This window comes from Flavobacterium soyae (genome assembly GCF_045348165.1).
GTDB classification, from domain to species: Bacteria; Bacteroidota; Bacteroidia; order Flavobacteriales; family Flavobacteriaceae; genus Flavobacterium; species Flavobacterium soyae.
In genome coordinates this window covers 1,866,033-1,887,948 of the sequence record NZ_CP150845.1, presented here as the reverse complement: position 1 = coordinate 1,887,948, position 21,916 = coordinate 1,866,033, and the positions used below count along the sequence as shown (strand labels likewise).

At 33.2% G+C, this 21,916-nt stretch carries 22 protein-coding genes; 11 read left to right on the top strand and 11 right to left on the bottom strand.

Translation table 11 applies throughout. From position 1 onward, the window contains the following. Positions 1-6: 6 nt before the first annotated feature. Together AABD74_RS08250 and murI are read left to right on the top strand one after the other, a co-directional pair. Positions 7-510: an OmpH family outer membrane protein gene (locus AABD74_RS08250; RefSeq protein ID WP_177178064.1), complete on the top strand. Its 504-nt coding sequence runs from the start codon at positions 7-9 to the stop codon at positions 508-510. Between the two features lie 148 nt (positions 511-658). Next, on the top strand, positions 659-1,435 hold the full coding sequence (gene murI / locus AABD74_RS08245) for a glutamate racemase (protein ID WP_232681517.1): 777 nt from the start codon (positions 659-661) through the stop codon (positions 1,433-1,435). A gap of 4 nt (positions 1,436-1,439) precedes the next feature. Here the strand turns inward: murI and AABD74_RS08240 are convergent, their stop codons facing one another. After that, complete coding sequence (locus tag AABD74_RS08240) at positions 1,440-2,678, bottom strand: aromatic hydrocarbon degradation protein (protein WP_406845208.1); 1,239 nt, start codon at positions 2,676-2,678, stop codon at positions 1,440-1,442. Continuing rightward, complete coding sequence (locus AABD74_RS08235) at positions 2,679-4,007, bottom strand: DUF4270 family protein (RefSeq protein WP_232681515.1); 1,329 nt, start codon at positions 4,005-4,007, stop codon at positions 2,679-2,681. 281 nt (positions 4,008-4,288) lie between these two features. Here AABD74_RS08235 and AABD74_RS08230 point away from each other — a divergent pair, with 281 nt between their 5' ends. The 5 genes from AABD74_RS08230 to AABD74_RS08210 all read left to right on the top strand — a co-directional run bounded on the left by AABD74_RS08230 (position 4,289) and on the right by AABD74_RS08210 (position 8,361). After that, entirely contained in the window at positions 4,289-5,080 is a 792-nt protein-coding gene (locus tag AABD74_RS08230) for a DUF6268 family outer membrane beta-barrel protein (protein ID WP_232681513.1), read from the top strand. Between the two features lie 16 nt (positions 5,081-5,096). Beyond that, the gene (locus tag AABD74_RS08225) at positions 5,097-6,104 is read left to right on the top strand and encodes a kelch repeat-containing protein (protein WP_232681512.1); all 1,008 of its coding nucleotides are present in this window, start codon (positions 5,097-5,099) and stop codon (positions 6,102-6,104) included. Beyond that, positions 6,094-6,423, top strand: a complete 330-nt coding sequence (locus tag AABD74_RS08220; protein WP_232681511.1) for a DUF4907 domain-containing protein — start codon at positions 6,094-6,096, stop codon at positions 6,421-6,423. Before AABD74_RS08225 ends, AABD74_RS08220 begins: the two co-directional genes overlap by 11 nt. Then, positions 6,424-7,527, top strand: a complete 1,104-nt coding sequence (locus AABD74_RS08215; protein ID WP_232681510.1) for a sensor histidine kinase — start codon at positions 6,424-6,426, stop codon at positions 7,525-7,527. A 117-nt stretch (positions 7,528-7,644) separates the two neighbouring features. Continuing rightward, a complete protein-coding gene (locus AABD74_RS08210; RefSeq protein WP_406845207.1) occupies positions 7,645-8,361 on the top strand; it encodes a LytR/AlgR family response regulator transcription factor in 717 nt (238 codons plus the stop codon). Positions 8,362-8,453: 92 nt separating this feature from the next. Here AABD74_RS08210 and AABD74_RS08205 read toward each other — a convergent pair whose 3' ends face one another. Together AABD74_RS08205 and AABD74_RS08200 are read right to left on the bottom strand one after the other, a co-directional pair. Then, positions 8,454-8,966, bottom strand: a complete 513-nt coding sequence (locus AABD74_RS08205) for a gamma carbonic anhydrase family protein (protein ID WP_232681508.1) — start codon at positions 8,964-8,966, stop codon at positions 8,454-8,456. A gap of 10 nt (positions 8,967-8,976) precedes the next feature. Further along, positions 8,977-9,966 (bottom strand): type IX secretion system membrane protein PorP/SprF, encoded by a 990-nt coding sequence (locus tag AABD74_RS08200; protein WP_406845206.1) that lies wholly within the window; start codon positions 9,964-9,966, stop codon positions 8,977-8,979. A 143-nt stretch (positions 9,967-10,109) separates the two neighbouring features. On the opposite strand from AABD74_RS08200, the gene AABD74_RS08195 reads away from it, so the two are divergent. From AABD74_RS08195 to AABD74_RS08185, 3 genes are all read left to right on the top strand, one after another. Beyond that, entirely contained in the window at positions 10,110-11,009 is a 900-nt protein-coding gene (locus AABD74_RS08195; RefSeq protein WP_406845205.1) for a NifU family protein, read from the top strand. 135 nt (positions 11,010-11,144) lie between these two features. Then, the gene (locus AABD74_RS08190) at positions 11,145-11,471 is read left to right on the top strand and encodes a YtxH domain-containing protein (protein ID WP_406845204.1); all 327 of its coding nucleotides are present in this window, start codon (positions 11,145-11,147) and stop codon (positions 11,469-11,471) included. Positions 11,472-11,561: 90 nt separating this feature from the next. Continuing rightward, positions 11,562-12,374, top strand: a complete 813-nt coding sequence (locus AABD74_RS08185) for a mechanosensitive ion channel family protein (protein ID WP_232681503.1) — start codon at positions 11,562-11,564, stop codon at positions 12,372-12,374. An 8-nt stretch (positions 12,375-12,382) separates the two neighbouring features. Here the strand turns inward: AABD74_RS08185 and tsaB are convergent, their stop codons facing one another. The 7 genes from tsaB to AABD74_RS08150 all read right to left on the bottom strand — a co-directional run bounded on the left by tsaB (position 12,383) and on the right by AABD74_RS08150 (position 20,298). Further along, complete coding sequence (tsaB, locus tag AABD74_RS08180; protein WP_406845203.1) at positions 12,383-13,057, bottom strand: tRNA (adenosine(37)-N6)-threonylcarbamoyltransferase complex dimerization subunit type 1 TsaB; 675 nt, start codon at positions 13,055-13,057, stop codon at positions 12,383-12,385. Positions 13,058-13,175: 118 nt separating this feature from the next. After that, positions 13,176-14,459, bottom strand: a complete 1,284-nt coding sequence (locus AABD74_RS08175; RefSeq protein WP_406845202.1) for an efflux RND transporter periplasmic adaptor subunit — start codon at positions 14,457-14,459, stop codon at positions 13,176-13,178. Positions 14,460-14,464: 5 nt separating this feature from the next. Further along, the gene (locus AABD74_RS08170) at positions 14,465-15,850 is read right to left on the bottom strand and encodes a TolC family protein (protein WP_232681500.1); all 1,386 of its coding nucleotides are present in this window, start codon (positions 15,848-15,850) and stop codon (positions 14,465-14,467) included. A gap of 81 nt (positions 15,851-15,931) precedes the next feature. Further along, positions 15,932-17,050, bottom strand: coding sequence for an efflux RND transporter periplasmic adaptor subunit (locus AABD74_RS08165; protein ID WP_232681499.1), 1,119 nt, complete (start codon positions 17,048-17,050; stop codon positions 15,932-15,934). A gap of 41 nt (positions 17,051-17,091) precedes the next feature. Then, on the bottom strand, positions 17,092-18,357 hold the full coding sequence (locus AABD74_RS08160; RefSeq protein WP_232681498.1) for an ABC transporter permease: 1,266 nt from the start codon (positions 18,355-18,357) through the stop codon (positions 17,092-17,094). A gap of 2 nt (positions 18,358-18,359) precedes the next feature. Then, positions 18,360-19,604, bottom strand: a complete 1,245-nt coding sequence (locus tag AABD74_RS08155) for an ABC transporter permease (RefSeq protein ID WP_232681497.1) — start codon at positions 19,602-19,604, stop codon at positions 18,360-18,362. Next, positions 19,597-20,298 (bottom strand): ABC transporter ATP-binding protein, encoded by a 702-nt coding sequence (locus tag AABD74_RS08150; protein WP_232681496.1) that lies wholly within the window; start codon positions 20,296-20,298, stop codon positions 19,597-19,599. Before AABD74_RS08150 ends, AABD74_RS08155 begins: the two co-directional genes overlap by 8 nt. 178 nt (positions 20,299-20,476) lie before the next feature. On the opposite strand from AABD74_RS08150, the gene AABD74_RS08145 reads away from it, so the two are divergent. Continuing rightward, the gene (locus tag AABD74_RS08145) at positions 20,477-21,883 is read left to right on the top strand and encodes a DUF4403 family protein (protein ID WP_232681495.1); all 1,407 of its coding nucleotides are present in this window, start codon (positions 20,477-20,479) and stop codon (positions 21,881-21,883) included. The last annotated feature ends 33 nt before the right edge of the window (positions 21,884-21,916 follow it).

The window sequence follows — 21,916 nt, the reverse complement described above, 5'->3', positions numbered from 1 at the left end:
TTAAAAATGATGAAACAAATCAAAACTTTACTAATTGCTGCAATACTTATTTTAGGAGCAAGTAACACAATGAATGCACAGGCGAAGGTTGCCCATGTTGATGTTAGCGAGATTATGTCGAAAATGCCTGCTATGCTAGATGCTCAAAATCAACTGCAAAAATTAAGTGGGACATATGATGCTGAATACAAAAAAATGGTTGACGAATACCAAACTAAAATCAAAAAGTATGAAGCTGAAGCTGCAACTGTTACTGAAGCTGTAAACGGGGATCGTTCTAAAGAAGTTCAGGATATGCAAAAAAGAATTGTTGATTACAGAGACAATGCTCAAAAAGAACTTCAACAAAAAGAAACTGACATTGTAAAACCTTTAATGGAAAAAGTAAGAGCTTCTATCCAAAAAGTTGGTAAAGCTAAAGGTTTCCAATACGTTTTAGACGGTTCTACTCTTTTGTTAGCTGATGGTCCAAACATTACTGCTGACGTAAAAAAAGACTTAGGATTCTAATAAACGAATTCTTTTAATTAAACTGCTTAAATTTTAAAAATTTAAGCAGTTTTTTTTTACATTTATTTAAAATTAAAATACATTAATATTTCCAGATTTCTACTAAATTGGAATATATTTTTATTTCAAAAAATACTAATTTTGTATTATGACAAACAATAATCCTATAGGCATTTTCGACTCTGGTATTGGAGGAACTTCAATCTGGAAAGAAATTCACGATTTACTTCCAAACGAAAAAACAATTTATTTAGCCGATAGTAAAAATGCTCCCTATGGTCAAAAATCAAAGGAAGAGATTGTTGCCTTAAGCAAAAAAAATGTAGAATTTTTACTTAAAAATAATTGCAAATTAATTGTAGTTGCGTGTAATACTGCAACAACAAATGCAATTTGGGAACTTCGTAATGATTATGATGTTCCGTTTATAGGAATTGAACCTGCAATAAAACCCGCTGCCAATAATTCTAAAACGCAGGTTATTGGAATCCTGGCCACAAAAGGAACTTTAAACAGCGAACTGTTTAATAAAACTGCAGAGATGTTTCAGCATACTACAATTATTGAGCAGGTTGGTCACGGACTGGTTAAATTAATCGAAGACGGAAATTTATATTCCCCGGAAATGACACAATTATTAAAGGAATATTTGCAGCCTATGATCGATGCAAATATCGATTATCTTGTTTTAGGCTGCAGTCATTATCCCTATTTAATTCCGCAGATTAAAAAAATACTTCCTGAGCATATTCAGATCATAGATTCTGGAGAGGCAGTCGCAAGGCAGACACAAAATATTCTGCGTGAAAAAGTCGGCTTTACTGACACTCCAAAAAGTGAACCTGTATTTTATGTTAACTCAAATCCGGCAGTTTTAAGATCTATATTAGAGGATAAATATCCGGTAATCGAAAAAGATTTTTAAGGAATTAATCAAACTTTCGTTTCACAAACCAAATTCCATCTAAAGATAAATTAATGGATATCTTATGATAATTTTCTTTAATTAGATTATCTGATATCCTGCCCTTTTGACCATAGGAATATGAAATGTTTAAGGCCGAATAAGTGTTTTCAATTGGCAGATTAATCCCAATAGAAATTGATGCATTGTTAACTCTTTTTCCGTCAACTTCAAGATAGCCGGTATCAAAATTTGCTCCCGCAGAATATTTTATCCTGTCCCAATATTTACGAATATTTCTATTGGCATTAAAATAAGTAAATCCAAGGGCAAATCTGTCCTGATTTACAAAATCCCCATAAAGTTCAGACTGTTTCGTATCATTCCACAAACTTTTTTCATAATCTAAAGTCATGTTTAAAACATTCTTAAAACGTTTGCTGATACCTATTCCTATTTCTAAAGGCATATAATAATCATCGACGTTAGACGCTGCTTCAGACTCAATAACATTAGAAACCCCGTCAGTAATTGTTTCAACAGATTGTACTTTCGATCCTTTAATTTGTGCCGGGAGTTTAAAAGTTGTTCCAATTGTTAATGTCGAATCGATTTTATACTGCGTTCCTAAAGTAGCACGAAGTCCGTTATAATCTGTTTTTTTATGTACTGTAGTAATGGAATTCAAAATCGTGAATGTGCGGTCGTCTACAATATTTCCAAATAATAAAGCTGCAGAAGCCCCAACAGTCAGCTTTTTACCAAAACGATATCCGTATGAAAAATCGAAGTTATTAAGTCCTCCGGAACCCACGGCAGTCAAACTATAAGATTCCTGACTATCTGCTATAGGCAGTAAAAGATTTGAAATTTTATAAGTAGAACTCGAATACGGTTTAAGCGCAACACTAAACCCGGAATTTTTTGTTACCGGAAAAGCAAAAGCAACATGCGAAAACTGAAAATTATTTCTGTTTTCTGTTTTGGAGCTGCTTTGATAAGTTGTCCCAATGGCTTTTCCTCCAACATCAAGCATGAAATGGTTTAAAGGCATAAAGCCTAAAGACGCCGGATTTAGATTATTGATGAAACTATCCGATGGCAAAGCAATTCCGGAAGATCCAATTGATGAAATCGCCCCAAAATCTGCATCATACACACTTCCTAAACCATACAATGAATATGGCGAACTCGAAATACTTTGAGAAAATGAAGTCAGCGCCATTAAAATGAAGCAGCTTACAAAAATTATTTTCTTTTTCATTTAATATGAGAGGTAATAAATTTTTATTAGAATTTTATTTTCAGGGTGTTTTTGATCTCCTAAAACAAGTCTGTTAACTGATTTAGAGATTCCAGGCAGTGTTAATATCAGGGACGATCTTGAATCAGATGCTTTCAGCATTTCTTTTTGCAAAAAACTGCCAAGCGGAATTGTATAGCCTATATTTTCATTAAACTCATCGCTTTTCTGGCTCAAAGTACCATAAACTGCCGTTCCTGCGGCATTAAGCAAACTGCCGCTAATTCTGTTTAGATTATCGCCCACATACACTTTTAAAGAATCTGCCAAAGGATATTTATCAGAATACGAATTGTTTACAGGCTTTACAAACATTTGAGCGTCGACAATGGCTCCGTTATCTGAAATATATTTAAGCTGTTTTATGTTTGGAAAATCGATTCGGCAGGCAACTCCGGTGCCAGACTGAATAAAACCCTCTTTGTTTGTTAAGGAACTTGAAAGTTTACTGCTTGAAATGGGTAAATTTTGAATTATAGTTCCTGTTTTATCCAGCGATATGGAGTTAAACTGTGTAGCAGTATTTGACATCAGGAAATCAATAAAAAAAGAATCTGCATCGGCATCACCCTGATATTTAGAATAATATAACCGAACTCTGCTGGTCGAAGTATGAAAGCCTATTACACTTGATGAATTAGAAGCTGAAGGAACAAGCACTAATCCTTTTAAGTATTCTGTAAAAGTATCCAAATCTGTAACTTCCCTCTTTTTTATTTTTTGGAAAAGGGCATCTCCAAAAGCATCACTCATTCTAATATTAATAGAATCTTTTTCTGTTGGACGGGGTTTATAGGAAATACTGCCCAGACTTTCGTCACTGTAACTTAAAGTAGAGTTATTATAAAAACTGTCATCGTCAGTATTTGGTTTTACTTTTTGTGTTAATCGATGAATATCAAATTTTTGAACCTGGGTAGTATCTCCATAGTAATAATTATCATATTTTAAAATCATTGAGATAGAATCAAAAACAAAATTTACTGCCTCGGTATCTGAACCCGAATTATTCAAGGCATAGGAGCTTCCTGAAAGCTGGAAATAACTGTTTGATTTTACTTTCCCAAAAACCGGATCATCATAATTACCTATTAAAATACGGCTTTGCCCCGAGGTAATAAGCGAATCAAAATTTATTGTTGACATTTCGACTGTTAACGTATCGATCATAACAACTTTATTACTCAAAGCCAAATAATCAGAACCAACAACAAATTCTCCTGCATCTGTATCTGTACCGCATGAAAATATAGTAAAAGCAAAAACTAACATTAATAAAAACCTGCTCATAATCAATTTTTTGAACAAATATAAAATGCAGTCTTCTGCACCACACTATAACATATACAGTCTCGTGTTTTTAGACTATAAACGGCTAAAAAACATCTACAATAGAATCTCGCAGATAAATATTTCATTCGACCTTAAAAAGTGCTGTTTTGTCTATCAAAATGAGCCATACATATATCTTCTTTTTTTTAAAACCTTCTCCAACCTACTTTTGAACCAATAAATAAGTAATGAAAATAAGGTTAATAATTTGTTCGGTTTTTTTAGTGTCATTTCTGAATATGAAAGCACAGGAAAATTTTTCAGTAAATATGAATTTAAAAACAGAGCCTACTGATAAAATTGATTTTACCGAAACAAGTATTGGTATCTCATTCAGCAAAAAAATAAGTTCAAAAAGCCTGATAACAAATACGCTCGAATACTCAAATTTGAATATAAACTATGATTTAAACAGTTATGAGTTGTTTGAGAATTTAGACAGGCTGCAGCAGATTAAGGACAAACTTGAATTTTCACAGGAAATATCAAATTCGACAAAACTGAATTTTTCGGTTACGCCAACGTTTAGTTTTCAAGAAAATTTAGGTTTTTCTGATTTTACACTTTTAGGAAGTTTTGAAATAAAACAGCAATTAAATTCAAAAGCAACTTTAAGTATTGGAGCGGCCAGAACTAATGTTTTTGGAAACCCAAAATTCCTGCCGTCAGCATCCTTAAATTATAAAGTTAATGAGAATGCTAATTTGCTGATTGGTTTTCCGGATTCAAGGATTTCTTATTCGAATAACATAAGGAACAAATTTAGTTTAAGTAACAGCTTCAACGGAAGTTTTTACAATTTAAATATTCAGAATGAAATAGATAAAAATGCTGCAAAAGCAGCTTTATCGCAAATGACAACATCATTTGAATATGAAAGAAATGTTGACAAAAACTGGTTTTTAAATTTTAAAGCCGGATATGATTTTGACAAGAAATACAAATTAACTGACGGTGAAAATCATACTGTTTATGATTTCAGCATAAGTAACGGATATGTTTTAGGAATTGGCATCAAATACAAACAATAAATAAATTTTAAACACTATGAATAATCTAAAAAAAGGAATATTATTCGCAACCCTGCTTTCGAGCCTCTTTTTTATAAGCTGCAGCAATGATGACGATGATGATGATTTAGTAGGTAACTGGATTAAAAAATCAGCGTTTGACGGTCCTGCAAGATCTAGTGCAACAAGTTTTGTAATTGGGGATTATGCTTATGTAGCTACGGGTTATACCGGAGATGAATATTTAAAAGATTTATGGGCTTACAACTCTACTGGAGATTACTGGGAACAAAAAGCTAATTTCACGGGTGTTGCAAGAAGTTCGGCATCTGGCTTTACATTAAATGACAAAGGTTATGTTGGACTTGGTTATGATGGAACTAATAAACTAAAGGATTTCTATCAATATGATCCATCTGCCAACAGCTGGACTCAAAAAGCTGATTTTGCAGGAACCGGCCGTTATGGTGCTGTTGGGTTTCAGGCCGGTGGAAAAGCTTATTTTGGCACTGGTTATGATGGAAACTATTTGAAAGATTTTTACCAATATGACGACCAGGCAAATACATGGACACTTGTAAACGGATTTAGCGGTAATAAGAGACGTAATGCGACTGTATTTATAATTTCAGATAAAGCTTATTTGGTAACTGGGGTTAACAATGGTGTTTATCAGGAAGATTTTTGGGAATTCGATCCATCAACTGATGTCTGGACAAGAAAAAGAGATATTGATAAAGATACTGATGATGATTACTCCTGGAATGATGAATATGCCATTACGAGATCTAATGCTTCTGCTTTTTCAATGAACGGATTAGGGTATGTTGTGGGTGGTGAAAACATCAAAACAGTTTGGGAATACAATCCTTCGACAGATCTTTGGGAAGAAAGAACAGCTATGGAAGGTGCTACAAGAACCGATGCCGTAGGTTTCACAATTAACAATCGCGGTTTTTATATGTTAGGAAGAGTAGGTTCTACTTACTTTGATGATGCATGGGAATTTAGACCTCAAGACGAACAAAGCGACGATGACAATTAATACTAAACAATTCTTCTGGAGTAAAATCCAGAAGAATTTATTGCTTTTAATTCTGGTCTTGCAAATTGTTTCCTGTGCAAAAAAGGAAGCTTTTAAATCAGAATCATTCAAAACAAATTCAGGCTGGGGATATTCGATTTCGTATAAAGACAAAATCATAATCAAACAATCGATTATTCCTGTAATAAATGATAATAAAAGTTTTTCAACAGAAGAAGATGCATTAAAAACAGCCGATTTAGTGGTTAAAAAACTCAAACAAAACTTATCTCCAACGGTAACCAAAAATGAATTAATTTTATTAAAAATAAAATTATAAATGACACTAGATACCATTAAAAATTCAAATTCAAATAAAATATTGTTCCATTTTATGATTTGGCTGTTCTTTATTCTGACTTCTTTAATTCAGTTTTACGAAAGCCCTTTCAGAATCAATAATGACTTCTATGTACAATGGGCAAGCGGAATTATTTTGTTTTATCTGAATTATTTTTATTTGGTTCCTGCCCTTCTTTTACAAAAAAAATACTGGCAGTATTTTCTTTTTGCTTTTGCAATTATTGCTGTATTCATGGTTATAAGGATTAATTATTTTATTCCTGAATTCAGACATTTGAGGCCCGATAATATCGTTCCGGCCAGAATGATTCCTCGAGATCCTAATTTTTTCCCCAAAGGAAAACATTTAAGAGTCGAAATGAGACAGCCGCTTTTCTTTAGAGTCGGTCCGTCATTCTTTTATATTTTGATATTGACAATAAGCGCAATTATTAGAACCCTGACAGAATTCTACAATAATCAGCAAAATAAATTAATTGCCGAAACACACAGAACGAATACTGAATTGATATATCTGCGTAAGCAGACCAATCCGCATTTTTTATTTAATTCATTAAACAGTATTTATTCTCTGGCACATAAGAAATCTGATTTGGTTCCTGATGCCATCGTAACCTTATCTGAATTAATGCGGTATATGCTCTACGAAACAGATAATAAAACGGTGGCTTTAGAGAAAGAGATCAATTACATCCAGAATTATATTGAACTGCAAAAACTCAGGCTTAATAATATTGAAGACATTGTAATAAATGTTCACGGTAATACAAAAAACAAGTTTATTGAACCTTTACTTTTAATTTCTTTTGTAGAAAATGCTTTTAAGTACGGAACAGATTACAAAGGTGCCACACATGTAAAAATTAAGATATTCATTTCTGAAAATAATCTGGATTTTTGGATTGAGAATACTATTGAAAATTATGAAAAAGATCCTGACAATTCAGGTATCGGACTTGTAAATATTCAAAGCCGATTGGATTTACTTTATCCAAATGCACACGAACTAACTATTAATCAAGATAATAATTTTTATCGGGTTCATCTAAATCTAAAATTAGACGAAATTAAAACAACATAAATGTTAAATTGATATTTGAATTAATTCAGTATTTTTATGATAATTTTAAAACTTAATTCATTGGTTTAAAATTACTTTTGACCGCCAAAACAAATTTAAAAACTTAATTTTCAACAGATGAAATGTGTAATTATAGATGATGAACCTTTAGCAGTTGAATTATTAGAAGATTTTGTCAAGAAAGTAGATTCGCTTGAATTGGTCAGCACTTTTAATAATGCAATCGATGCCGTTTCGTTTATTAATCAAAATAACATTGATTTGATTTTCCTTGATATTCAAATGCCGCATTTTTCAGGAATTGACTTTTTAAATACAATCGAAAAAAAACCTTTAGTAATTTTTACAACCGCTTATTCTGATTATGCTGTTGAAGGTTTTAATCTTGGCGCTGTTGATTATTTAGTAAAACCAATTCCGTTTCATCGTTTTCTAAAATCTGTAGTTCGGGCACAGCAAATCAATAATCCTGCTGCAGCTGTTCAGCCAATTTCCGAAACCAGTGCCGCACCGGAAACTGAACAGGATTTTATGTTTGTAAGGGCTGAATATGAAAATGTAAAAATGAATTTTTCGGATATTCTTTTTATTGAAGGATTAAAAGATTATGTAAAAATTTACACAACCGACAATAAATTCACACTGACTTTAATCAGTTTAATAAAATTAGAAAATCTGCTTTCAAGCAAAGGATTTTCGAGAATTCACAGATCTTATATTATCAATATAAAACACGTAAAATCAATACAAAAAAATAAAGTTTTGATTAGTGATAAACGAATTCCAATAAGTGAAAGTTATAAAAACGCCTTCTTCGAAAAAATCAACTTATAATTTATTAAATTCCAAATAATAAAAATTCCAAATTCCAATGAAGTGTCGATAACTATTGGAATTTGGAATTTTCATTTTGGAATTTATTGAATTTATTCTTTAAACCAGCCGGAATACATTACGTAATTGTTTGAAATGCGTTCGATTTCTCCGGCAAAATCAGACTGGTCAATATCTTTTACCTTTTTGGCAGGAACACCGGCAAAAATAGTTCCTGAAGGAACAACTGTATTTTGGGTTAAAACTGCTCCGGCCGCCACGATCGAATTACTTTCGACAACGCAGTTATCCATTACGATAGCGCCCATTCCTATTAAAACATTGTCGTGAATTGTACAACCGTGCACGATGGCATTATGTCCTATAGAAACATTGTTTCCTATAATTGTTGGGTGTTTTTGATACGTGCAGTGAATTATTGCCCCATCCTGAATATTTACTTTATTTCCAATTTTAATAAAGTGAACATCGCCGCGAACAACAGCATTAAACCAAACACTGCAAGATACGCCAAAAGAAACATCACCAACTATAGCTGCATTTTCGGCAATATAACAATCTTCTGGAATTGAAGGTGATTTTCCGTTTACAGATTTAATAAGCATAATAAAATTTTTAATTAATTGCCGGACAGTTACAGTCGTAACGTTCCTTTCTGCAAAATATATTAATTCCTAAAGTAATCTGGTGGTATCCGCCAGTATCAAATTTTACATCGCCCATAACCTGAGAATAGGTATAAGCAAACATAAAGTTTTTAAAATTTACGCCCACAATTGGGGTAAAATATTGTAGTTTTTGAGATGAAACCCCGCTTCCTGAGTTAAATTGAGCGCCGTCAAAACTTCTTCTGTAAGAAAAAGCTGCCCATAAACTTCCAAAATCTAAATTCTTATAAGCTTTTAAGTTCAGGTCAATAGATTTTTCTTTTGTCTGATCAAATAATTGAAATAAAATAGAAGGCTCCCAGGTAATTTTATCTCTTTTTCCAAATACATAACCTGCACTAAAAAGAAACTTTCTTAAATTATCACTTTCATAATCTGTATACAATTCTCTTCTGGTTTCAAGCACTCCCTGAACCGTTGCGTGCGCATAAAAATTTAAGTAGTTATAAGAAGCTCCAAAATCTACATTAAAATAAGAGTCTTTTTGAATCGAACCAAAAACAATTGGATCAAAAGTACCGCCAAATTTTGTTTCATCTAATTGATTCTGGATCAATCCTCCGCTAATACCAAATGAAAGCTGATTTAAATCGACTTCATCTCTAGAAAACATAATATGATGCGCATAGGTCAGCTTTACTCCTTTTTCTGAATGATATCCGTTTTTATCATTAAAAACAATAATCCCGGCACCGGAACGCTCTCCTACTCTTCCGTTAAAACTTAAAGTTTGAAGTGAAGGCGCGTCTTCCTGACCAAACCATTGTTTTCTGGCTGTCAATCTAATTTTTGCACAATTTGCAGCTCCCGCCATCGAAGGGTGAATCAAGTAGTAATTATCTGATAAATAATCGGAGTAAACAGGAATTCCTTCTTGAGAATAAGTATAAAAAGTCGTTATTAAAAAAACAATTAATAACTTGATTTTTAATTTCATAATGGCTGGCTGGTTAGTCTAATTTTTACACTCTTAATAATTCAGTACGAATTATTTGAAGAGAGTCTTAATTATTTTATTAAAAAACCAAATATAGGTAATAGTAGAAAATAACTTTAGTAAATTTGCAAAAAATTACTCCCATGACAAAAATCACGATAAAAGAGACTCAAAATCCAACGATATTGAAATTTGAATTTGAAGATTTTATTACACAAAATCAAAACTTTGAATTCAAAAATATTGATGAAGCCCAAGCTTCGCCTTTAGCGCAGCAATTGTTCTATCTGCCGTTTGTAAAAACCGTTTATATTTCGGGAAATTTTATTGCTATCGAAAGATACAGCATTGTAGAATGGAGCGATGTTCAGGACGATGTTGCAGAGCAGATTGCAGCATTTGTAGACAAAGGCGGCGTTATTATTAAAGCGGACGAAAACAAAGCAAAAAAACAGCCTATTACGGTTTATGGAGAATCAACTCCAAATCCTTCTGCACTTAAATTTGTTGTGAGCAGGATGCTGACAAGAAATGCTGTTGAATACAAAAATATAGACCAGACAGCTTCTTCTCCGCTGGCACAGGAATTATTCAAATTTCCTTATGTAAAAGAGGTTTTTATTGATGAGAATTATATTTCTGTAACCAAATACGAAATCAACGAGTGGTCTGAAATCACTTTAGAGTTAAGAACGTTCATCAAACAGTTTATCGAAAACGGAGGAACTGTTTTAGATGAAAGTTTAATTCAGACAACCACTAAAAATGATATTACAAAAGATGAAGCATTTGATAAATTAGATGTTACGTCGCAGCAGATCATCAATATTTTAGAAGAATACGTAAAACCGGCAGTTGCGGCCGATGGCGGTAATATTGCTTTTGATTCTTACAATGAAGATAATAAGACTGTAAAAGTGATTTTACAAGGTGCCTGCAGTGGTTGCCCATCCTCTACTTTTACTTTAAAAAGCGGTATCGAAAATATGCTGAAAAGTATGCTGAATGATGAATCTATTAAGGTTGAAGCTTTAAATGCATAAAAATTTTAATTGTATATAATTTTAAGCGTCTCAAATGAGGCGCTTTTTTATTTTTCATAATTAATTAAACAAAAATTAAATTGTTTTTCTCCAAAAATAATTAATATTGCAACCTTAACTAATCATTTTAAAACCATGGGATTATCATCATTTTTCAGTAATTTGTTTGGCTCGGCAAAAGAAACAGCAGTAGATTTTGCAGATAAGGCCGAAAATACTTTTGAAGAAGCAAAAGAAGCCTCAGAACCTATAATCGATTCTGCAGCAGAATATCTGGAACAAACCAAAGATACCGTGAATGACTATGTCGAAAAGGCATCTGATTCTATACACGATGTGATTGATTCTATCAAAGAAGTAATTACTGAAACTGCAAATGAAGATTATAAACTGGTTACAGAAACAGTAGTTGATGTGAGCGAAGACGGGATTACAGAATTGGACTCTGAAGACGAGAAGTAATGGAAACTATTTTCATATAAAAATAAAATATATCTATATTTGCAAAATTAATTTACCTTCTCTTTGAGAAGGTTTTTTTATTCAAATATTATGTACATCAATCCTGAACAGCTTAGCAGTTATGCTGCAAAATTCATTGATATTTTAATCGATTATTCTCCAAAATTAATCTCGGCACTGCTAATTTTATTTGTTGGTTTATATGCTATTCGATTAATCAACAGAGTAATTCGAAAAGTAATGGTGAAGAGAAATCTTGACCCAACATTAACAAAATTCCTTGCTGATATTTTATTGTGGGCGCTTAGAGTTTTATTGTTTGTAACCTTTATTTCAAAACTTGGTATTGAAACTTCTTCATTTGTAGCTATTCTGGGTGCGATGGGACTTGCAGTTGGTTTATCGCTGCAGGGTTCACTTTCGAATTTTGCGGGCGGAATGCTGATTATCGTTTTCAAGCCTTTTAAAGTTGGCGATACAATCGAGGCTCAGGGTGTTATTGCAACGGTTTTAGAGATTCAGATTTTTGTTACCAAAATGCTTACCGGAAATAATCAAACGGTTTTTGTTCCGAATGGTGCATTGTCAAACGGAACTATTATTAATTATTCGATGCAAGGTGAAAGAAGAGCCGATTTGACATTCTCAGTTTCTTATGATTCTGATATTAAAAAGGCTAAAGAAGTTTTATTGGATGTTTTAAACAAAAACCCAAAAGTGCTTAAAAACCCCGCACCAGAAGTTTTCGTAAAGAATTTATCAGCTAGTTCTGTTGATTTTGCAGTTCGCCCGTGGGCAAAGAATGTTAATTATGGAGCTGTTTTTTCTGACACTTTAGAAAATTGTAAAACAGCTTTAGATCAGGCAGGAATTTCTGTTCAGCCGTTTACAGTTCAAAAATAAAAATTAGTTTATTGTTTTTTTGATGGCTGTGTCATCATAAAATCTTTTAAATAATAAGGTTCAAAATAAGCGACATCAACAGTGTCGCTTTTTTGATATTTATCAAAACTGATTTTACTCATTTCTCTTGCCGAAGGATATTTGATTTCTTCTAAAAACACAAAGTTTTCTTTAGTTAAAACCTGTTTACATTTCTCTGCACAATCTCCAACAAAATAAAGTTTTTCTGTATAGGCTGCAAAAGAATCTTCTGTAATAATCTCCGCCTGAATTCCTCTTTCAACTTCTAAATCAGCATTAAAAATTTCGCTGTATACTTCCATTCTTCTGGCGTCCAGCATCGGGATAATTTTTCCGTCAGAAACATTTGCTTTTGATGCTAAAGTCTGTAAAGTATCTACAGCAATTAACGGAATATTTAATGCGAAACACAATCCTTTTGCTGCCGAAACCCCAATTCGTAAACCTGTATAGGAACCTGGTCCCTGACTTACTGCAATGGCACCTAAATCCTGAACTGTAATACCGGATTCTGCGATTACTTCTTCAATAAAAACATGAAGTTTTTCAGCATGCGAATATCCTTCTTCGGCAATTTCTTTACAAAAAATAGTTTCTCCATTTTTTGCAATTGAGACTGAGCAGTTTTTGGTAGCGGTTTCGATATTGAGAATGAAAGACAATGTGTGGTGCAATTTTAAAATTTATTATTATGTCTGGCTGAGCGAAGTCGAAACCCTCTTTACTTAATAAGCCTTCAACTTCGCTCAGAGTGACGAATATCTTAAATATATTTATTTTTTATTTTTTTGGAGCTTCAGCTTTTTTAAGCTTTACTTTATCCCCGGAATTTAGTTCTTTAGAAACTGTTGTGTACGGCCCTGTAATTACCACATCACCCGGTTTTAATCCAGACATTACCTCGATATTAGTATCATCCTGAATTCCTGTTTTAATAATTCTGATTTTAGCTTTGTCTCCTACTTTTACAAAAACACATTCGAATTTCTTGTCGCTTTTTGGAGCCGGTTTTTTCTCGTTTGGATCTTCAACCGTAAAATCTTTTACAGCAGTTGTATCAGATTTTACCACAACAGAACTTATCGGCACGGCCAAAACATTGTTTTTAGTCGTTGTAATAATATCAACAGTAGCCGTCATTCCAGGTCTAAAAGGGGAATACGCCGCTGGTTTTCCTTCTAATAAATCCTGATATGATTCTTTTAAAATACGAACTTTTACTTTGAAATTGGTAACCTGATCTGAAGTTAATGTTGTACTTGCAGAATTTGAAATACTGGTTACAACTCCTTTAAATTTCTTTTTTAAATAGGCATCGACTTCAACATTTGCTTCGTCGCCAATTTTAATTTTTACGATGTCATTTTCGTTTACGTCAACTTCAACTTCCATGTTATTAAGATTCGCAACTCTTAAAAGTTCCGTTCCGGCCATTTGCTGTGTTCCTAAAACACGTTCTCCCAATTCGACATTCAGCACCGAAATTGTACCATCTGCAGGAGCATAAATTGTGGTACGTCCTAAATTATCTTTTGCTTCATTTACAGAAGCAGAAGCGCTCTGAACGTTATAGTAAGAAGATTGTCTTGTTGCTTTTGCTACTTCAAAAGAAGCGATTGATTTATCCCAGTCAGATTTTGAAATAACGCCTTTATCATACAAGGTTTTATTTCGCTCGTAATTGGCTTTTGCTTCTTTAAAACTAGCTTCAGATTGTGTTAAACCTGCCTTTGTACCAGATAAATTAGAAACAGAACGATTGTAGCTTGAGGTATATAAATCAGGGTTTATTTTGACCAATAAATCTCCTTTTTTTACAACCTGCCCTTCTTTTACATTTAACAAAATAATCTCTCCGGAAACTTCAGGAGAAATTTTCACTTCAATTTCGGGCTGGATTTTTCCTGTTGCCGATACCGTTTCAACAATTGTCGAAGCGGTTACTTTTGAAGTTTCAATTTCTTTTCCTTCTTCTTTATTTCCTATTACTCCTTTAAATGCTATTAATGCTGCAATAACAACTACGGCTATACCAACTAAGAAGTAAACTGTTTTTTTTGACATAATAATTATTTTGTAATAATTGGAACAATTGGAATTCCGAAATAGAACTCAAGTATTTTTATTTTAAACATGTAATCGTATTTCGTTCTGATAACATCAGATTGTGCATTTGTAAGCAAAGTTTGTGCCTGTGTAAAATCAAATGAATTCATTAAACCTACATCATACTTTTCTTTGGCATAGTTGTATGCCTGCTGTCTTGCTTCTAAAGTAATCGTTGAAGATTCATAAGTATTTAAAGCCCCTTTTGCATCTGTAAATGCTGTATAAACGTTACGTTGCAAATCTAAACTTTTTTGTTCTAAATCTATTTTAGATTTCTCTAAACTTACTTTGTTTCTTTCAACATTGTTTTTGGCAGAGAATCCATTAAATATTGGAACACTTAATTGAAAACCAAAATTATGTCCTTTGTTATCACTAAACTGATCAAAAACTGGATTTGGACCTGCGTAAATTGGATTTCCTGCACCGTCAGTTCCTATGATTCTATCACTATAACTCGCACTGGTACTAAATTGATAAAAACCTCTCAAAGTTGGCTGATAAGCTCCTTTTGCAATAGAAACATTCTTTTCGGCAATTTCAAGATTTGTCTGAGCTAATTTTAGTTCTGTTCTTGTTTCTTTTGCTTTATTGTAAATATCAATTGGATTCTGCGCCATGATATTATTTTCATCTTTGGCATTTGTATCATCAATTACATCAAAATCAGCAAATTCTTTTAATTGTAAAAGCTGGGCCAGACTTAATTTCGAAATCAATAAATTGTTTTCAGAAACTGTAATATTTTGTTTATCTGTAGCAACCGTAGCTTTTAAGTCAAACAAATCTCCTCGAGGAATTGTTCCTGCATTTACCATTTCTTCGGAACGCGAATAACGTTTTTCATCAATCGCTAATTGTTCTTTCTTTACTTTTAAATCTTCTTTGTTAGATAAAATCTGAAGAAAAGCATTTGCAACATTCAACGAAATATCTTCCTGCATTTTCAACAGTTGATATTTTGATGCTATAATAGAAAGAGTGGCTTTTCTATATGCATTTTGATTTTGCAAACCTTTGTAAATATCAACATTTGCGTTTACCCCTAATGAAGAATACTGCGTTGTTTGTGTAGTCGCAATATTGGTAACAGGGTTAACGTTCAAACCGATATTCCATGAATGGGAAGCAGTTCCGTTTACTGTTGGAAGATAACTTCCTAATGCACCTTTTTTGTCAATATTTGCAGTTTTGACATCCAGTTCAGATAATTTAATTGTAATGTTATTATCTAATGCGTATTTCACACATTCTTCCAGTGTCCATTGTTTTGACTGCGCATGTCCGGCTAATCCAAACCCAAACAACATGGCAAAAACAAGACTATTATATTTATTTATTTTCATATATTTTGAATGAAAGCGCAGTATACCAAACTACGCAAATTTAACATTTTTAAAACCCAAAAAACTCTTTACAGTTTCAAATTACTTTTTCTCTTCTTTCTCGTCAATTAAACCCTGATTCCAGATTTTAATTTTATTCGTGTTTTTGATTCCGCTTTTAACCTGAACATAGATTCCGTCGCTTACACCCAAAACTAAATCTCTTCTTTCAAATTTCTGAGGCGCTGTTTCAACTTCTACATATGGTTTTTGAGTTTTTTTGTCAAATTGAACTAATGATTCTTTTATAGCCAGAACTTTCTCTGCTTTTTCAAGAATAATAGATGCATTTGCACTTAAACCGGCTCTAATAAATGTGTCATCTCTATTTTCTAACCTTGCTTTTATTTCAAACTGAATTGCTCCGTTTTCTACAACTCCTTTTGGTGCAATATCCGTTAAAACTGCTTCGAATTTTTTATTTTCAATTGCTCCAACAGTGATTTCAATTGGCATTTTTTCTTTGATTTTTCCAACCTCAGATTCGTCAATTTTTCCAATAAAAATCATTCTTCCAACATCGGCAACACTTGCAATTGTAGTTCCTTCATTGAAATTATTACTTTCAATAACCTGGTTGCCTACTTTTACCGGAACCTGTAAAACCATTCCGTTTACTGTTGAACGAATTAAGGTATTAGCATAATTCCCTAACGAAGTAGTAGTACCCGTTTTTACAATATCTAAGTTTTGTTTAGCAGCCAGATATGTTTGTTTTGCCTGTTTGTAAGCCACTTGAGCTGCATCAAAATCATTGGCAGAAATTACATCTTTATCAAAAAGTGTTTTTTGTCTTTGATAAATTTTCTCCTGATTATCTAAAGCAATTTTAGCCGTCTGAACCTGATTTTGAGTACTGCTTACATTAGAAACGTTAGCAACAACTCTAATTTTGGCAATCATATCTCCTGCTTTAATTTTTTCTCCTGCTTTGATATAAACCTGTTCAATAATACCTGAAATGTTTGGTTTGATTAATACCTCCTCATCAGGCTGAATATTACCAGTCGCAATTGTATTTTTTACGATCGTTTTAATCTCTGCTTTCTCTGTCTTAAAAACAATTGGCGATTCCTGATTCTTTGCGTACAAATAGTAAAGCGCGCCAAAAAAGACTATAGCAATTAAAATTAAAATGGTTACGGTTACTCCTTTTTTCATTTTGTTTTTTAGTTTAATCGATTATTTTTTGATTGATAATTTTATTCTGTTCGTAAAGCATCTACAGGCTTCACATTAATTGCAGTCTGCGCCGGGATAAATCCTGCCAGCAAACCTGATCCTACTAATATTATTAAGGCAACAAATACAACTCCTAAATCGACACTCGGATTGGCAAACATGGTGTCATTTCCGGGCGGCATCGAATCTAATGCCATGTTTAAGAGTGCAATAATTCCTGTCGCTACCGCAATACCAAACATTCCAGAAATGATGGTTAGAAATATAGATTCAGATAAAATCTGCCCGCGAATTGCCCCAGGCGTTGCACCTAAAGCTCTTCTAATCCCTATTTCTTTTGTGCGTTCCTTAACTACGATCAGCATAATGTTTGAGATTCCAATAACACCCGAAATCAAAACTAATGTTCCTACAAAATAGGCAATGATTTTTAGAATATTAAACAAACTCTGCACCTTGTTAAATTGTTCATACAAATCAAAATTTCCTACTGCTCTGTCATCGGCAGGATTTATGGAATGAAGCCCTTTGATTATTTCTAAAATTTTAGGCTTCAAGTCGGTAATGGATGTTTCGTCTTTTGCCGTAAGTGCCATCCATCCTACTTTATCTCCATAATTAAAAGCCTGCTGAAAAGTCGTAAACGGAATAAAAATATTCTTTTGTTCCTGTTCTGCATTTCCTCCTTGCTGTTTAGACTTATAAACGCCAACAACCATAAAGTTGATACCATTAATTTTGATATAAGACCCAACAGATTCTTCCTCTTTTCCGTAAAGTTCACTGATAACCCCTTTACCAATTATTGCCACTTTTCTTCTATCCTGAATATCCTGCTGGTTTATAAATCTGCCTTTTATAATATCCATCGGCTGTTGTTTAATCAGCTCTGGATAATCTCCATAAATAGTAAAAGCCGAAGTTTTTGTCCCTCGAACCACATTATTTGTTCCGTTAAAATCTCCCAGCTGATTACGTGGAGAAACATATAACAAATCCGGTAAAGCCGCTTTTAAAGCTGCAACATCGCTGTTTCTAAAATCATAACGACGCGTTTTAGGCAGTCCTTTATAAGCTTTAGAGGTAGTCTGGCTCCACATAAACATGGTATTTGTGGCAATTCCGTCAAATCCTTTTTTAATTCCGTTTTCCAAACCGTTACCGGCAGCAAGGAGAATCACCAAAATAAAAATCCCCCAAAATACACCAAAAGCCGTCAGAATAGTTCTGAAGGGATTCGCCGTTAAGGCCTGTAAAATCTCATCCCAATTATCTTTTTTAAACATGATTATTCGTCTCTAAGTGCTACAATAGGTCTAATTTTGGCGGCTCTGTATGCTGGAAAAAATCCTGCAACGGCACCGGCAAATACAAGTAAAAATAGTGTCGTTAATGCCACATTAAAATCTACTTCGGGATTTCTGAAATATTCACTCTGAACCATCGGCCCAACAAATTCTAACAACAGTAAACTGGCTAAAAGCCCGGTAAAACCTGCTATTGTTGTAATAAAAATGGATTCGTGAAGTATCATCGAAATAATAGAAAATGGCGATGCGCCAAGTGCTTTTCTAATTCCGATTTCTTTGGTTCTTTCTTTTACAATAATCAGCATAATGTTGCTCACCCCAACAACTCCGGCAATAATGGTGCAAATACCAACCCACCAGAAAAACAACCTGATATATAAATTTAAATCGTAAAACTGTTTGGCATCTTTAACGGAGTTATAGGCATTTATTCCGCCGTCATCATCTGGAGCCACAACGTTTTTACTTTTCAATAATTCCTTTAATTCTTTAGTAAATTTTTCAGATTGTGCTAAAGCTTCATCATAATCTTTTGTCTTTTTTAAAGTAAAAAATATGTTACTGATTTTGTCGCCGGCACCAAAAGTTCTTTGTACAGTTGTCAATGGCAGATAAGCTCTTGCTTCTTCTCTTTCCCCTCCCGGATCTGTAAAAACCCCAATTACTTTAAAATTGATATTGTTAATTTGAATTTCTTTTCCAAGGGCGTCTTTGTCTTTAAACAAATCGGTTTTTATCTTCATCCCGATCGCAGCGACTTTTTCGTTATTGGCTAAATCTTTACTATTTACATATCGTCCCTGAACTATCGTAAGGTTTTCAATTCCGCCATAATCCGGATTAACACCTCTATATTGATAATTCCCATTTTCTTTGCCGTAAGCAAATTGTGCTCCCCAATAATTTTGTGTTGAAGCTCTTAAATCTAATTTATCCTCAAATTTTTGAATAGATTGATTGTAATCACTATTTCTAAACTGAATCTGTCTTCCCGGATTCAGTCCTTTATACTCTTTAGTCGTCGTACCAGACCAAACCTCAATAATTCCTGCAGCATCACGCTCGAATTGTTTTTCAATACCGTTTTGAAGCCCTTTTCCTGCTCCAAGCAAAATCACCAAAATAAAAATACCCGATGCCACCGAAACTCCTGTTAGGAATGTTCTGAGTCGGTTTTTGGAAATTGCATCAAATATTTCCTGCCAACGCTCAATATTAAACATAAGATGAAGCTCTAACTTGTTCTACTAATTTATCATCGATAATTAATCCATCTTTCAGGACCACATTTCTTTTGCACATAGCGGCAATATCAGGTTCGTGTGTAACGATCAAAATTGTTTTTCCTTCATCGTTAATTCCTTGAATAAGTTCCATAACTTCATAGGAAGTTTTGGTATCTAAAGCTCCCGTTGGCTCATCGGCAAGCAAAACTTTCGGATTCGAAGCCAGTGCTCTAGCTATTGCAACACGCTGTTTCTGCCCTCCTGAAAGTTCATTTGGCAAGTGATGAGAATGCGAGCCCAAACCTACTTTTTCAAGATATTTCATCGCAATATCGTAACGCTCTTTTCTTTTTACACCTTGGTAATACAAAGGCATAGCAACGTTGTCTAATGCTGTTTTATAATTGATCAAATTAAAAGACTGAAAAACAAAACCCAAAAATTTGTTCCTGTATTTTGAAGCCAATGTTTCGTTTAATTTCTTAATTGGCGTTTTATCTAAAATATAACTGCCAGAATCGGCTTCATCAAGAATTCCTAAAATATTAAGAAGAGTCGATTTTCCAGATCCCGATGATCCCATAATCGCCACTAATTCTCCTTCTGCAATATTAAAATTTATCCCTTTCAACACATGCAGCTCCGAACTTCCCATTTTATAGGATTTATGTAAGTCTTTAATTTCGATCATGGTATTGTTAAATTTTTAAAACAATAATAATATATTTTATAAGTAAATTATGATAATAAAACGTTAATAATTCTGTTTCACTATCTAAATAAGACGGTCGTTATTATCAAATGTTACACTTTATCAAGATAATTTAATTGTTTTCTTAATTTTGCTTCACTTAAAAAAATCATCAATTATGAAATTTTTTTCAATAATCTCAATGTTTGCGGTAACTGCGGTGTTTTTCAGCTGCTCAACTTCTCAAAAATTAGAAACTTTAAAACCAGAACCAGATGACGCAAGTCCGTTAATTTACGATGCCAATCCTTCATTTATAAACCTGCCCATTACAGTTAAACTGAATGATATTGAAAATCAAACAAATGCTCTCTTAAACGGATTAATTTATGAAGACAATAATATCGAAGATGACGATATTGAAATGAAAATTTGGAAACAAGCCCCGATAAAAATTCAAAACGATCCTGCAAATCCTGATAAAAAGATAAAAACTATTCTTCCGCTTAAAGCGAATATCAAATACCGAATTGGAACAAAAAAAATGGGTATTGAGCTTTACGATACGAGAGAATTTAATTTAAATGGCGTTATTACATTATCCAGCGATGTTGCTTTAACGAATTGGAAATTAAATACTAAAACTGAATTCAGATCTTTAGACTGGAACGAAAGTCCAACGATGACTGTTTTTGGAAAAAATATGCCGATTACTTATTTGATTAATCCGGCAATCTCTATTTTTAAATCTAAACTGGAATATAAGATTGATGAAGCGATTGAAAAATCTATGGATTTTAAACCGAATGTTTTATCGGCTTTAGAAAAAATCTGTACTCCTTTTCAAATGAGCGATACTTATGAAAGCTGGTTAAGAATTGTTCCCGTTGAAGTTTATTCTACAAACGCAAAACTGAAAAATGATTCTTTTTTACTCGAAATGGGAATGAAATGCAACATGGAAACTATTGTAGGCAAGCAGCCGGAATCTAAATTTAATGCGAGTAAAATTGTTTTGAAACCGGTTACCAAAATCCCAAATCAGATTTCGGCAAATATTGCAGCGATTTCAAGCTATATTGATGCTTCAAAAATTATGACGAAGAATTTTGCAGGACAGGAATTTGGCTCAGGAAGTAAAAAAGTAACGGTTAAAAATGTTTCGATCTGGCATAAAAACGGAAAAATGATTATTGCGCTTGATGTTTTAGGTTCTGTAGACGGAACACTTTATTTAAACGGAATTCCGCAATATAATGCACAGACAAAGGAAATTTATTTTGACAAACTCGATTATGTTTTAGACACCAAAAGCAGATTAATGCGAACTGCAAACTGGCTTGCGCAAGGTTTTGTATTAAGAAAAATGGAAGAAAGCTGCAGATATTCGATACAGCCTAATTTAGAAGAAGGCAAGAAAAATATGGCCGCCTATCTTAAAAATTATTCGCCAATGCCGGGCGTTTTTGTAAATGGAAAAATGGATGATATTCAGTTTGACAAAATTCAATTAACGAATCAGGCAATTATCGCTTTTATCAAAATAAACGGAACTGTGAATGTTTCCGTAAATGGATTGAAGTAAAAAGAAGATAACAGAATAATTATTATTTAGTCT

Bases quoted from the DNA above. Each gene is read 5' to 3' on its own strand.
- AABD74_RS08250 (WP_177178064.1), top strand. From the start codon at position 7: ATGATGAAACAAATCAAAACTTTACTAATTGCTGCAATACTTATTTTA.
- murI (WP_232681517.1), top strand. From the start codon at position 659: ATGACAAACAATAATCCTATAGGCATTTTCGACTCTGGTATTGGAGGA.
- AABD74_RS08240 (WP_406845208.1), bottom strand. From the start codon at position 2,678: ATGAAAAAGAAAATAATTTTTGTAAGCTGCTTCATTTTAATGGCGCTG.
- AABD74_RS08235 (WP_232681515.1), bottom strand. From the start codon at position 4,007: ATGAGCAGGTTTTTATTAATGTTAGTTTTTGCTTTTACTATATTTTCA.
- AABD74_RS08230 (WP_232681513.1), top strand. From the start codon at position 4,289: ATGAAAGCACAGGAAAATTTTTCAGTAAATATGAATTTAAAAACAGAG.
- AABD74_RS08225 (WP_232681512.1), top strand. From the start codon at position 5,097: ATGAATAATCTAAAAAAAGGAATATTATTCGCAACCCTGCTTTCGAGC.
- AABD74_RS08220 (WP_232681511.1), top strand. From the start codon at position 6,094: ATGACAATTAATACTAAACAATTCTTCTGGAGTAAAATCCAGAAGAAT.
- AABD74_RS08215 (WP_232681510.1), top strand. From the start codon at position 6,424: ATGACACTAGATACCATTAAAAATTCAAATTCAAATAAAATATTGTTC.
- AABD74_RS08210 (WP_406845207.1), top strand. From the start codon at position 7,645: ATGAAATGTGTAATTATAGATGATGAACCTTTAGCAGTTGAATTATTA.
- AABD74_RS08205 (WP_232681508.1), bottom strand. From the start codon at position 8,966: ATGCTTATTAAATCTGTAAACGGAAAATCACCTTCAATTCCAGAAGAT.
- AABD74_RS08200 (WP_406845206.1), bottom strand. From the start codon at position 9,966: ATGAAATTAAAAATCAAGTTATTAATTGTTTTTTTAATAACGACTTTT.
- AABD74_RS08195 (WP_406845205.1), top strand. From the start codon at position 10,110: ATGACAAAAATCACGATAAAAGAGACTCAAAATCCAACGATATTGAAA.
- AABD74_RS08190 (WP_406845204.1), top strand. From the start codon at position 11,145: ATGGGATTATCATCATTTTTCAGTAATTTGTTTGGCTCGGCAAAAGAA.
- AABD74_RS08185 (WP_232681503.1), top strand. From the start codon at position 11,562: ATGTACATCAATCCTGAACAGCTTAGCAGTTATGCTGCAAAATTCATT.
- AABD74_RS08175 (WP_406845202.1), bottom strand. From the start codon at position 14,459: ATGTCAAAAAAAACAGTTTACTTCTTAGTTGGTATAGCCGTAGTTGTT.
- AABD74_RS08170 (WP_232681500.1), bottom strand. From the start codon at position 15,850: ATGAAAATAAATAAATATAATAGTCTTGTTTTTGCCATGTTGTTTGGG.
- AABD74_RS08165 (WP_232681499.1), bottom strand. From the start codon at position 17,050: ATGAAAAAAGGAGTAACCGTAACCATTTTAATTTTAATTGCTATAGTC.
- AABD74_RS08160 (WP_232681498.1), bottom strand. From the start codon at position 18,357: ATGTTTAAAAAAGATAATTGGGATGAGATTTTACAGGCCTTAACGGCG.
- AABD74_RS08155 (WP_232681497.1), bottom strand. From the start codon at position 19,604: ATGTTTAATATTGAGCGTTGGCAGGAAATATTTGATGCAATTTCCAAA.
- AABD74_RS08150 (WP_232681496.1), bottom strand. From the start codon at position 20,298: ATGATCGAAATTAAAGACTTACATAAATCCTATAAAATGGGAAGTTCG.
- AABD74_RS08145 (WP_232681495.1), top strand. From the start codon at position 20,477: ATGAAATTTTTTTCAATAATCTCAATGTTTGCGGTAACTGCGGTGTTT.